The following is a 13,258-nucleotide window of genomic DNA, read 5'->3' on the forward strand; positions in this document are numbered from 1 at the left end:
GATTCCCGTCGCCTGGAGAAATCGTCGGCCCCTGGCTCTCGCCGCAGATTCTCTTGGTCACAGGGTTGCGACAGCATCAGGTAGCAATACCGTATTTATGCTGGGTCGCTGCATACTGCTGCTTCAGCGACTCCAGTTTCGGATGCTTGGGATCGATCTTGCTGATCACCTGCATCTGGTGCTGCGCCTGTTCGGCCAGCGGGGCTTCCCAGCCCAGCATGTTGAGCTGGCGCAGGATGGCGTCGACGGAAGCAAACAGCACGGGCAGGTTGCCCGGCGTCTTGCGCAGGGCCTGGCGCAGCACGAAGACGGCGCCCTTGAGCTCTCCGCTTTCCGATTTGCTGGCCGCATCCTGCATCAGTTCCTGCACCTGGTTGCTGATCTGCTGGCCCATGCCTTGCGCCAGGTCGTGGCGGCCCGCCTTTTCAAAGACATCGACGGCCGCTTCCATCGTCACGTCGCTGTCGGCTTCGTTGACGAGTTTCATCATGACGTCGGACGCCGCCTGTTCCAGATTGTTTTTCAGGCAGCTTTGCACGAGGCCCACCTTCAGCTGCGTCGACAGGCCCCGCGCCGTGTCCAGGGCGGCGGCGGCCAGCTGCAGTTCGCTGGCGGCGGCGATGTCGTTGCCCGACAGTTCATGCAGCATGGCCGCCGAGATGGCGCGGCACGCTTCCACGTTGGCGCCGCCACGCAGCGAGCGTTCCATGTCGCGCAGCACGCCGCTCGCCTGCGGCGCATCACCTTTCTTGACCAGCGTCTTGACCAGGTTGACATGGTCTTCCGGGTCGCGGAATTCGGAGTACTTCGCTTTCGTCACCACCTGTTTATATGCCCGTTCGGCCGCGCCGATGTCTCCCGTGTCATAGGCGATGCCGCCCAGGTGGCGCAAGCGGCGCACCATGTGTGGCGAAATGGCCACCGCGTCCTCGAGGATTTTCTTCGCCTGCAGCTGCTGGCCCATGGCTTCATGGTTTTGCGCCAGCAAGTCGTAGGCGGCCATGAAGCGGGGATAGACTTCCACCAGTTCCAGCAGCGCATCCTGCGCCTCTTCGTGGCGCTGCTGCTCGAACAGGGTGCGCGCCAGTCCCAGATGGGCCCAGGCCATGGGCCGCGTGGCCAGCATGTCGCCGTACAGCTGTTCCGCTTCCTTCCATTCATCGAGCGCGATGTGCAGTTCGGCGCGCAGGCGCGCGAAATCGGCCGCCAGGCGCGGGTGCTGCAGTTCGGCCGCGCGGCAGCTTTTCACGGCTTCGCGCAGGTCGCCCTTGTCGATCAGCTGATACGTGGGCAGGAACATGGCGCGCCGTTCGATGGCGCGCGCGATGCGCCCGCTCAGCACATCGACGGTGAACGGTTTCAAGATGTAGTCGGACGGGGTCAGCTCGGCCGCGCTGATCACCTTGCTGTGGATGGCTTCCGAGGTCAGCATGATGAAGATCGTCCACAGCCCGATCAGCTTATGGTGGCGCAAGTCTTCCAGCAATTGCTGGCCATCCTGGCCGTCCGTGCCGCTACCAAGATCGTATTCGCACAGGATGATGTCGAACGGTTTCTTCGTCAGCAAGCGGATGGCCGTGCCGGAATTGACGGCATATTCCACCTTGGTGATGGCCGCCTGGTTCAGCATATTGTGCAGATTGCCCCGCATGCTGGGGTTCGGGTCGACGATCAGGACAGATAAGTCGCTAGTTTCTGGCATGGTTCAGCTCTCGTTCATCTGTTCGGTCATTTGCGGGAACTCTTCTTATATGTATCTGTCTGGCAGTATTACTTTTTATCAGCATACTGCAAAGCCGGGCGACACTGCCAGCAAAATGCATGCAATCGGGCGCGGGGCAGGGCGCAGGGCGCGTCCGGTGGCGTGGGGCGTTGTATTTCATGGCGCGGCGGCCCTGCGCGCGGGTGCGGGCGACGCATATCCGAGCAAATAGTTGACTAGCATGATAGTATCCTAATTACAACTAGTGTTGAATGCCGCGCAATCTTGCGGCCAGGCATGCGCAAGGCTGTACCGGGCGCTTTTCTTCTTTCTGGTGTCGATACCCGTATGCGTGTTCCTGACTTATCTTCCCTGCGGCGCATTGCTGTTCCCCTCGCATTTGGCGGCAACAGCGAACAGCAGCACACCTATTTTGCGGAGCTGCACCGGGTCGGCATGGTTACGCAGCTGCTGGGCATCATTGCCTATAGCCTGACCTGGCTGATGATGCCGGAGCCTTATCATCCGAACTTCTCGCATGCCGTGCTGGCGCTGCTGGGCATGTTGACGAGCCTGATCGTGCGCTACCGCTGCACCACCTTGCCCGTGCTGACCATTACGGGCGCCTGCGCCGTGCTGACCCTGACTTTTGGCCTGCGCACCATGGCCGACGCCGTCCATCACGCCAGCTTCTGGGTCTTGCCTGTGGGCGTCTTCATGACCCTGGCCATCGCCTCCATCTTCAATGGCGGCCTCAGCTACCTGGCCGTGGTGGCCGGCGTGTGGTGGAACGTGGGCCACGGCCTGTATCCCGTCAACGCTGGCTTGCCCGACGAATCCTGGGCGCCGTTGATGATCGCCGTCAGCATCCTGTTCGGGCTTGCGCTGAATGTCAGCTTCAGCTTGTTGCGCTTGCGTAACTACCACTCCAAGCTGGAATTGACGCGGCTGGCCTTCCAGGACAGCCTGACGGGCTTGAACAACCGCCGCATGTTCACGCAGCGCGCCCAGCAGATGCATGGCGCGCCGCAAGGCGGCATGCTGCATTTCCTGATGATCGATATCGACGATTTCAAGATCATCAACGACCAGCAGGGCCACGATGCGGGCGACGAGGTGCTCGTGCGCACGGCCGCCATCATCGCCGACAAGGCGCAGGGCCATCTGTGCGGGCGCCTGGGCGGCGAGGAATTCGGCGTCGTCTACGCGGGCGACCGCGAGGCCGTGCGCGCCTTTGCCGGCGCCCTGGTCGCTGCCGTCAGCCAGGCTTTTCATGCCGCACAGTTCGTGTCGATCAGCGTGGGCGTGGCCGAACTGGACCGGGGCAAGGACCTGGGCCACAGCTACCGGTTGGCCGACGAGGCGCTGTACCTGGCCAAGCGGCAGGGCAAGAACCGCTATGTGATCGCCTGATGTCAGGCCGAGGGTGTTGTTGCCATGTCAAAAATGGCCGCTGTGCGGGGCAAAAGGGTGGCAAAGCCCCAAGTTCCGGTCATAAGACAGGGGTAAAACGGGTATAATGCGCGCAAAGGAAATTTGCCGTACGAAAGATATTGTCATACCTACCTTTAACCCGCAGCCACGCTGCATCAACCACCTTCCAATCATGTTGATACTGCCGGGTTCCAATGCCCTGTCCCATTTCCGTAGCCACCGTCTGTTAAGCCAACTGCAAGCCGTCTCGCCTGCGATTGTTGCCGTACAAGCACGCTATGTCCATTTCATCGATGCCAGCGCGCCTCTCACCAACGACGACAGCACGCGCCTTGGCGCCTTGCTGACGTACGGCGAGCCGGCCCACGCTGACAATACGGAAGGCGCTGCCGAAGAATTCTTCGTCATCCCCCGTTTCGGCACGATTTCGCCGTGGGCTTCGAAAGCCACCGACATCGCGCACAACTGCGGCATGGCGCACATCAAGCGCGTCGAACGCGGCATCGCTTTCCGCATCAACCTGAAATCGGGCATCCTGGGCAGCGCCATTGGCGCCGGCAAATTGACGGACGAGCAAGTGCAAGCTGTGGCCGACCTGCTGCACGACCGCATGACGGAATCCGTGCTGCGCAGCGCCGACGACGCCAAGGACCTGTTCCGCACCCTGGAAGCGCGTCCACTGGAATCGATCAACTTGCTGGGGCAGGGCAAGCGCGCACTGGAAACGGCGAACACGGAACTGGGCCTGGCGATGTCGGAAGACGAAATCGACTACCTGGACGCCGCCTTCACCAAGGCCGGCCGCAACCCGACGGACGTGGAACTGATGATGTTCGCGCAGGCGAACAGCGAGCATTGCCGCCACAAGATCTTCAACGCCGACTGGACCATCGACGGCGTGGCGCAACCCAAGTCCCTGTTCGGCATGATCAAGAACACGCATGAACTGCAGCCGAAGGGCACCGTCGTCGCCTACAGCGACAACTCGTCCATCATGGAAGGCGCGACCGTGTCGCGCTTCTACCCGCGCGGCGCCAGCCACGAATATGCGGCGTCAAACGAACTGACGCACACCCTGATGAAGGTGGAAACACATAACCACCCGACGGCCATCTCTCCCTTCCCGGGCGCCTCCACGGGCGCGGGCGGCGAGATCCGCGACGAAGGCGCGACGGGCCGCGGCGCCAAGCCGAAAGCCGGTTTGACGGGTTTCACCGTATCGAATCTGTCGCTGCCGGACGCCGTACGCAGCTGGGAAACGGCCGCTTCCGTGACGGCGCCATTGGCCTCGCGCACGGATGCGGACCAATACGGCAAGCCGGAACGCATCGCTTCGCCCCTGCAGATCATGATTGAAGGCCCGCTGGGCGGCGCCGCGTTCTCGAACGAATTCGGCCGTCCGGTCCTGGGTGGCTATTTCCGCACGTATGAACAGAACGTCGGCGCAGACAAAGACGCCGTGTTCGGCTACCACAAGCCGATCATGATCGCGGGCGGCATCGGCAATATCTCGGCGCAGCACACGCACAAGAACGACATCCCTGTCGGCAGCCTGCTGGTGCAGCTGGGTGGCCCGGGCATGCGCATCGGCATGGGCGGCAGCGCCGCTTCGTCGATGACCACCGGCAGCAACACGGCCGACCTGGACTTCGATTCCGTCCAGCGCGGCAATCCGGAAATGGAACGCCGCGCCCAGGAAGTCATCAACGCCTGCTGGCAAATGGGCGCGGACAACCCGATCATCTCCATCCACGACGTGGGTGCGGGCGGCTTGTCGAACGCGTTCCCGGAAATCACCAACGACGCCAAGCGCGGCGCGATTTTCGATCTGCGCAAGGTGCCGCTGGAAGAATCGGGCATGGCGCCGAAGGAAATCTGGAGCAATGAATCGCAGGAACGCTACGTCCTGGCCATCGCGCCGGAAAGCCTGCCGCTGTTCAAAGCCATGTGCGAACGCGAACGCTGCCTGTTCGCCGCCGTGGGCGTGGCCACCGAAGAGCGTCAATTGAAGCTGATCGACCCGGAACTGGGCAACGAGCCGGTCGACATGCCGATGGACGTCTTGCTGGGCAAGCCGCCGAAGATGCAGCGCGACGTGGTCCACGTGGCCAACGATTTCCCTGCCATTGATCTCACCGGCATGGACCTGGTTGATGTCGCGCAAAAAGTGCTGCTGCTGCCAACTGTGGCCGACAAATCCTTCCTGATCACCATCGGCGACCGCAGCGTGGGCGGCATGACCGTGCGCGACCAGATGGTGGGACCATGGCAAGTGCCGGTGGCCGATTGCGCCGTCACCACCATGAGCTTTGAAGGTTATCTGGGCGAAGCGATGGCCATGGGCGAACGCACGCCGCTGGCCGTCATCGACGCAGCCGCTTCCGGCCGCATGGCCGTGGGCGAAGCCGTCACCAACATCGCCGCAGCAGCCATCGGCGACATCTCCGACATCAAATTGTCCGCCAACTGGATGGCCGCCTGCGGCCAGCCTGGCCAGGATGCAGCCCTGTATGACACGGTCAAGGCTGTCGGCATGGACCTGTGCCCGGCGCTGGGCATCAGCATCCCCGTCGGCAAGGATTCGCTGTCGATGCGCACGACGTGGAAAGACGAGAGCACGGGCGCGGCGAAATCCGTCACGTCGCCGGTGTCGCTGATCGTCTCCTCGTTCGCGCCAGTGACGGACGTGCGCAAGTCGCTCACGCCGCAGCTGAAAACGGACAAGGGCGACACGTCGCTGATCCTGATCGATCTGGGCCGCGGCAAGAACCGCCTGGGCGCCTCGGCGCTGGCGCAAGTCATGGGCCAGTTGGGCAATGAAACGCCGGACGTGGACAGCGCGGAAGACTTGAAAGGCTTCTTCGCGGCCATTCAAAAACTCAACAGCGACGACAAGCTGCTGGCCTACCATGACCGTTCGGACGGCGGCCTGTACGCCACCCTGACGGAAATGGCCTTTGCCGGCCACACGGGCATGTCCGTCAACCTGGACATGCTGACCATGGAAGGCGAGCACTCGAGCGACTGGGGCGACGCCAAGAACTGGACGGGCCAGGTAGCGGAACGCCGCAACGAACTGACCCTGCGCGCCCTGTTCAGCGAAGAGCTGGGCGCCGTGATCCAGGTGCGCGCGGAAGAAAAGTCGCTCGTCATGGACGTGCTGCGCACCTTCAACCTGGGCGCCTGCAGCCATATCATCGGCAAATTGAATGACCGCGACGTGATCGAATTCACGCGCGACGCCAAGCTGATTTACACCCAGCCGCGCGCCGACCTGCACCGCCTGTGGAGCGAAACGAGCTGGCGCATCGCCCGCCTGCGCGACAATCCGGCCTGCGCGGACGCCGAGTACGACCGCCTGCTGGACGTGCAAGATCCGGGCATGTCGCCTATCGTCACCTTCGACCAGAACGAGAACATCGCCGCGCCATTCATCGCCACGGGCGTGCGTCCGCGCGTCGCCATCCTGCGCGAGCAGGGCGTCAACTCGCACATCGAGACGGCCTACGTGATGCACCAGGCAGGCTTCACGGCTGTCGACGTGCACATGAGCGACCTGATTGCGGGCCGCGTGAAGCTGGACGACTTCCAGGGCGTCATCGCCGTGGGCGGTTTCTCCTACGGCGATGTGCTGGGCGCGGGCGAAGGCTGGGCGAAAACCATCCTGTTCAACGCCAGCCTGGCGGAACAGTTCGCGCGCTTCTTCAACCGCACGGACAGTTTTGGCCTCGGTATCTGCAACGGCTGCCAGATGATGAGCAACCTGAAATCCATCATCCCCGGCGCCCACGCCTGGCCTAAATTCACGCGCAACAAGTCGGAGAAATTCGAAGGCCGCTTTGCCATGGTCGAAGTGATGGATTCCCCATCGATCTTCTTCAACGGCATGGCCGGTACCCAGGCCGGCATCGCCATCGCCCACGGCGAAGGCTACGCCGACTTCTCGCAAACGGGCGACATCACCCAAGTCACCAAAGCTATGCGCTTCGTCGACAACAAGGGCGCCGCCACCGAAGCGTACCCGTACAACCCGAACGGCTCGCCGGAAGGCATCACCTCCGTCACCACGCCAGACGGCCGCTTCACCGTGCTGATGCCGCACGCGGAGCGCGTGTTCCGCAGCGTGCAACAGTCCTACCACCCTGAAGCATGGGGCGAAGATTCGCCATGGATGCGCATGTTTAGGAATGCGCGGAAGTTTGTGGGGTAATTTGCTAGTTGCGGCGCGGCGTCTTGCTTCAAGACGCTGCTGCTGGGGTAGGATGAGAAAGCCGCTGTCGGGAGACAGCGGCTTTTTTATGAGGCTCAGAACTCTAGTGGTATTTACTACTTCTATTGCTGAATGCTGACATCGTTCCCTCGAGTACGTTCACCACATTTGAATTTATTGATGGATTTTCTATTGATCCGGAAATATAAGATATTGTCGAATTATTTTTTCTGTCAAAAGTGGAGCATATTACCTGTTCGGCATCACAAACAACAGCCAAATTGGGATTGTGTGTAACCATAATTATCTGCCTATATTTTTTGGCTTCATTTAGAACCGGAACAAGTAAGCTAACCACCGTCTCATTGTCGAGATTTTCTTCAGGCTGATCTAGAATTATCGGATTTCGTCCCTTGTCTACAAGTAGATAGAAGATAAGTAATAGCGCGCCCCTCTGTCCAGGGGAAAGTTGTTCGATTTGCGCATCTTGAAACATAAGTGTGTATCTTGGCTCCATAAATGATAGGCCAAAAATGAGATCGTACACCTCGCTAGATGATTTTTCTTTTCTTAGTAGATTCTTTATTCCAGTAATGTTCTTTCCTTGCGAAGCGGCGGCTGATATTTTGTTGTTGAGTTGATCAATGAAATTAATTACATCGTTTTTCTCACTAAAGTTACATTGATCAGTTAATTTTTTAATGGTTGCGTGGCTTTCATCTTCACCTCTAAATTCCCCTGTATTCTGCTTAATTAAAGAGAATAGAGAGTTTCCAATGGAGGTGGGCGAGCCTATTAAAGTTGCTTGAAACTGAAGTTTATATTCATCCCTTATAAGTTTGTTTTTCCTTATTAGATCTTGAACTGGTTTGAATAACCCTTCTCTTGCTTTTCTCTGGGAATTCAGAATTTCAAAAATTTCCCCAGATAACTTAATTCTTTTTGCTCCATTCTCTTCAAGTGTTTCTGGTAGGGTTTCAATTTGTTCTATCCTTGATTTTAATCCAGTCAGGCTGTCTGGTGCGTCTTCATTTCCAATTAATTCTGAATTTTTTTCGTTCCATTCTGCAATTGCCGAAATTCTTTTTTGGTGCAAAAGTTGCGGTGCGTTTAATTTTTCTCTCAACAAAATAATGTCGTTCGATAGTTTTTGTTTTTTGGACGTATTTATTTCTTCTTGTGAGTGAATTTCCATCTGAGCGTTAGGGATGGATTCTGCTATGGCGTTTAAAATTTCATTATTTATCGTCATCCCTACAATTTCAACTGGTTTTATGGCAAGATTCGCCGAGTCTGTTTCTGTGTCAAATAGAAATTGCTTATATGACCTTTCTAGTATTTTTATTCTTTCTCGAATATTTTCTATTGATTTTATTTTTGATGCTAATGTTGAATTTTTTGTTGAATTTATTTCCGATACTTCGTCTATTTTTTTAATTTCTATATTTTTGCAACTTAATTCATCTATTGTGTTTTTCTGCTCGGGACTAACCTCTTCATTAATGGGGCCTACTGGCTCAGGCTCATTTTTCTTGTGCTCTTCTATTTGGCGTTCTTTATGTTTTAATAGTTCACGTAATGAGCCGATAACTTCGGGCTGAAGCTGTTCTTCAATACCGCTGATGACCTGATTTAATTTGGTTAGATCTTTTCGATACTCATTTAATTGGTCACGTAATCCACTTTCTTGTTTTTCTATTAGCTGATTGAAATCTAGTGCTCCGAGTCGTATTTTTTCATCGGCATGAGAAAAAATAACTGATCTTAATTCATTTTCAAAGGCATTGGATTTCCCATAGACATGCGCATTGCATAAGTCCTCAAAATGCCCTTGGGGAATATAACGTACTAATTCAACTTTTTCATCCTGTGGGTCATCATTTAAGTTGTTTGTATTGGTGACCTTGTCATGCCATATCATTTTTGCTGTAAAATTTTTTGCTGGGTCTCCAGATTTCCCTCTAAATCTATCTTTTTTTAGAAATGAAAAGTGTAATTTTTGCTTAGAATTTCCAGATAGGGCAATAACATCTGCTAAGGCACTCTTTCCGCTTCCTTTATTTCCGATGATGGCGATTAAATCGCTGTTTAGAGGAATTGATATGCCATCTAACCATGATCCAGACGTTGCGGTGTTAGGTGGAGTATTGATTTCAATTTTCTCAATAAAAAATCCCTTATTCTCATTTATCTCGGATATTTTTGGAGGTAACTCTCCGATATATGAGCGTTTTGCTGGTTCTTTTATAGCATGGAGTAAACCGAGGAATGTCGGATCTGCTTTGATCCAAGTTGCTTTCCCTGATGGGAAGTCCCCGTAACCTCGTTTGTCATTATCATTCGCAGTACCCACAAAACTATGCGCATCACTGCCGGCCACCACGAGTCTTGGTATATTGGAAAGTCCTTTTTGAAAATTTGCAATGAAATTTTCATTTTTTGAAGTTACCTCCCCTACGAAACAATCGCGAATTTCGAGATTCCGAGATTCAAAAATTGGAGATGTTTTGAAAAGTCCCAAGAAATAGGCATAGTTGTCTTTCCATTTAATTCCAGTTAGCCCATCACTTGTATCATATGGCATAAATCCTATCGCTTGTCCGTTGGGAACCTTGTTGATGGCATTTTTGTAACTTTCGCAGTTTATTTCTGCAATTGTAGAGCCAGCATTAAGTGCGGAAGTGTTATTGATTTCGATCTCAGACTTGGAAAATCCATGAGTCTTAAGTTTGTCCTCTGCAGTTTGTCGAGCTAGTGTTATGAGTGCATCATTTGATAATGGTCTATCTATCGATTCAATGATTAATGAGGCTTTGAAATCATTTAATATTTGATCAGGTGTTTCATCTGAAAATAGGACGTGAGCATTTAACCGGCCACTCATTGGAGCCATTAGCCGTAATTCAATTCCGGGAAAAACTGTCTTCAGTAATTTTGGTGCATCTGGCTCACTCAATCGTTTTTTTAATGCAAACCAACCATCAAAAGTCCAATAATCCATTAACGCGAATACTTCTGGTTTCGCATTGTTCAGCGCATTGATCATTTCATCTACAAGATCTCGATTGTGTGTGGAATCTATTTCGGAGTCGAATTTTTTTCCCTTCCAATGAAATGATGCCGGAGTGTGAATGTGAAGATCCCATTGTCGCCATTCTGATCCGCGTTCAAATAATTTACCGTTTTTCACTTTAGATCCTATCTAAATATTTTTGTAAAATTTTTATTATAATAATATTAATAGTTATATTCTATGACTAAATATTTTTAGCCACCCCCACAATCACCACCGCCGACGGCACCAATAAAAACTGTGCAATCAGCGTTCCCGCCAATCTGCTTCCCACCAGCCACACTACCGCCCGTCTAAACTGCGATTCTTCGATCTTGCCCTCGATGACGTCATCCGTCATGCCCGACATGTGCGGGTCGATGAAGACGGCCATCATGATGGTGGCTCCGCCGTTGATGATCGATGAAAGGGTGCTGGAGGTGACGCGTACGCTGGGGTCCAGCACGCCTGCGTACAGTGCGGCGAAGACGCCTACCGTCCACAGGGCCGTGGCGATGACGTTCATGGCGGTCATGGAGAAGGAGACGCCGGATTTTTCGTGCAGGCCCGTCACGTTGGCGGGCTTGGGCAGGCTGGCGGAGGTCTTGAGGTAGGACAGGCCGCCCTTGAAGACGGCGTGCAGCAGCAGTTTGGGCACGGACCTGTGTACCTGGAAGTGTTCGACGGCGCGGCAGAAGGCGCGCTGGAAGGTGGGGATCAATATCGCGCCGAGTATCGTCGCCAGGCTGGCGGAAAATAGCAGCCAGCGGAAGTCGAGCAATAGCGTGCTGGCGGCAACATGCTGGTCGATGCCCGTTTCCACGCGCTTGGCGAGCAATGGTCCCAAGAAGGAATTCGACGTGCGCGACAACAGCATCAGGATGCTGAACAGGGCCAAGGACACGGCGATGCGCCGCGTGCGGATGCCGGCGATGCGCACGGAATAGGCGAGGGTGCCGATGATGTGGATGATGAACGTCAGTGCACAAATCAACAGCAATTGCTTGTCCATCACAACCTTGCAATAAAGAAAAAGTAATTCCAATGCTGCCATGGAGTTACTTATTTTTCAACTGCAAAGAAGATAATGCACACACGATCTTGCTTTTGTGGTGTTTTATGTGCGCTAGTGTGGCGTTGGCTGAATTTCACCCAAGGCAGAAACTGGGGTCAGACCCTGCAGGGGAAATGTCCCCCAATGGGGGACATTTCGATCACGAAGTGACTGACCCCGGCTCTTTGCCTGTGGGTTGGACCATGCGGTCAGCGGAGGCAAGGCATGCTTCCAGCGCTTGCATTCCACCCCCGCGCCCCCAGCTAGGTGACAGTGGTAGCCTGTAGCGCTGCCTCATTCGAACCAACCAGGAGAACCGCCATGAGTTTCGATTCCTTTCTGTCCAAACTGAAGACCAAAGCCAGCGAACTGAAGACCGAAGCCCTGAAGTACAAGAACAAGGATTTCCTGAATGCCGCGATGGCGGGATCGGCCCTGATCGCCATGGCGGACGGCGGCGTCAGTGCGGAAGAGAAGCAGAAGATGGTGAAGTTTATTGAAAGCAATGACGCGCTGTCCGTGTTTACCACCACGGACGTGATCAAGGCTTTCCAGGAATATGTCGGCCAGTTGGAGTTCGACAAGGATATCGGCGAAGCCAAGGCGTATCAGGCGCTGGGCAAGATGAAGTCGAATGTCGAGGCGTCGCGCCTGCTGGTGCGCATGATCATCGCCGTCGCTTCGTCGGACGGCAATTTCGATGCCAACGAGCAGCGCGTGGCCAGCAAGATCGCGCGCGAGCTGGGCTTGAATCCTGCGGAGTTCGAGCTGCAGTAACTGCCAGGCCAGCCGGCCCCGGCTGGCCGGCTAGCTTAATCCTTGTCCCACCACGGTGGCGCGTCCTCCGACCTCGGGCATGCCATCTTCAATGCACTTATCTTGTAGCGGATCTCGATCACTTGCCCATGGTGAAACGGACCGCGTATCCAGTCGCCGGAATGAAAGAGGTAGGACTTGCCATTGATGCAGCGTTCGGTCGGCATGTCGCCGATGGGGCCGGTCGAACGCAGGGTGACGCGCACTTCGCCAGTGGCATCGAGCGGCGCGTCGGCGCTTGCATACAGTATATCTATGCCGACATCGCAGACACTGGTGCTGCCTATCTTACTGCAGTACTTGATATACGTTTGCTGGCGCGCCGTGACCATGTGATCCTCATGCCGCATCGGCTTGCCATCGTCAAAGGTAAAGCGCAGGACGACTTGCGTGGGCTCGCTGGCCGGATGGCGCGTGGTGCTGGTGCAGGCGGCGCTGACGAGGGCCAGCAAGGGCCAGGCCAGCAGGCGCAGGATGCCGCGCAGCAGCGTCGAGATCGGGTTGTTGCCGGATGGATGCTGCATGTGGCGTTGCCATTTGTCTCATGAACGGGGCGCCGATCATAGCATGCGAAGGCAGCGGTTCCGCTAGCACGCACCGCGATTCAATTCCTGCAGCACTTTCTTGCACAACACCCCATAGCCCACACCCGTGCCCCGTTTGTGTGCGGCCAGGTCGTAGCCGGCGCTGATGTCGTCCCATGCCACGCTACCGGGCAGGGGGCGCAAGTCGTCGTCCAGGTCCATCTCGAAATGAATGAAGTGGCCATCGGCGCTCAGCAGCTTGCCGTACACGGCGGGCATGCCGGGGCAAGCCAGTTGCAGGTCCAGCATGAGGGCCGTGCCCAGCGCCACGCCATGGCTGGCCGCGCACTGGCGCAAGGCGTCGGGCAGGGGACGCGCGCGCCACCAGGCCGCCGTCTGCTTGATGGCGGCCTGGGTCAGCGCGTTTTGCTGCTGGACAGAATACTGTTTGCTCATGGCTGCCACC

8 protein-coding genes are annotated in these 13,258 nt (G+C 55.7%); 3 read left to right on the plus strand and 5 right to left on the minus strand.

Translation table 11 applies throughout. The features are described from left to right. Window positions 1-76: 76 nt before the first annotated feature. Complete coding sequence (locus CSQ92_RS06185; RefSeq protein WP_070259783.1) at window positions 77-1,702, minus strand: tetratricopeptide repeat-containing response regulator; 1,626 nt, start codon at window positions 1,700-1,702, stop codon at window positions 77-79. 348 nt (window positions 1,703-2,050) lie between these two features. On the opposite strand from CSQ92_RS06185, the gene CSQ92_RS06190 reads away from it, so the two are divergent. Together CSQ92_RS06190 and purL are read left to right on the plus strand one after the other, a co-directional pair. Beyond that, window positions 2,051-3,115 carry a GGDEF domain-containing protein gene (locus CSQ92_RS06190; RefSeq protein WP_180276950.1) on the plus strand — a complete coding sequence of 355 codons (1,065 nt, stop codon included), beginning with the start codon at window positions 2,051-2,053 and terminating at the stop codon, window positions 3,113-3,115. 193 nt (window positions 3,116-3,308) lie between these two features. Then, complete coding sequence (purL, locus tag CSQ92_RS06195; RefSeq protein WP_099393539.1) at window positions 3,309-7,346, plus strand: phosphoribosylformylglycinamidine synthase; 4,038 nt, start codon at window positions 3,309-3,311, stop codon at window positions 7,344-7,346. Between the two features lie 103 nt (window positions 7,347-7,449). Here the strand turns inward: purL and CSQ92_RS06200 are convergent, their stop codons facing one another. Further along, window positions 7,450-10,536, minus strand: coding sequence for a TrlF family AAA-like ATPase (locus CSQ92_RS06200; RefSeq protein ID WP_099393540.1), 3,087 nt, complete (start codon window positions 10,534-10,536; stop codon window positions 7,450-7,452). 67 nt (window positions 10,537-10,603) lie between these two features. After that, window positions 10,604-11,410, minus strand: coding sequence for a lipid II flippase Amj family protein (locus tag CSQ92_RS06205; RefSeq protein WP_099393541.1), 807 nt, complete (start codon window positions 11,408-11,410; stop codon window positions 10,604-10,606). A 363-nt stretch (window positions 11,411-11,773) separates the two neighbouring features. Here CSQ92_RS06205 and CSQ92_RS06210 point away from each other — a divergent pair, with 363 nt between their 5' ends. Beyond that, window positions 11,774-12,229 carry a tellurite resistance TerB family protein gene (locus CSQ92_RS06210; protein ID WP_099393542.1) on the plus strand — a complete coding sequence of 152 codons (456 nt, stop codon included), beginning with the start codon at window positions 11,774-11,776 and terminating at the stop codon, window positions 12,227-12,229. A gap of 35 nt (window positions 12,230-12,264) precedes the next feature. Here the strand turns inward: CSQ92_RS06210 and CSQ92_RS06215 are convergent, their stop codons facing one another. Together CSQ92_RS06215 and CSQ92_RS06220 are read right to left on the minus strand one after the other, a co-directional pair. Further along, window positions 12,265-12,792 (minus strand): hypothetical protein, encoded by a 528-nt coding sequence (locus CSQ92_RS06215; protein ID WP_099393543.1) that lies wholly within the window; start codon window positions 12,790-12,792, stop codon window positions 12,265-12,267. 63 nt (window positions 12,793-12,855) lie between these two features. Then, window positions 12,856-13,248, minus strand: a complete 393-nt coding sequence (locus CSQ92_RS06220; protein ID WP_034787338.1) for a hypothetical protein — start codon at window positions 13,246-13,248, stop codon at window positions 12,856-12,858. Window positions 13,249-13,258 lie beyond the last annotated feature (10 nt).

Origin of the sequence: Janthinobacterium sp. BJB446, assembly GCF_002735655.1 — a bacterium.
Classification (GTDB): Bacteria; Pseudomonadota; Gammaproteobacteria; order Burkholderiales; family Burkholderiaceae_D; genus Janthinobacterium; species Janthinobacterium lividum.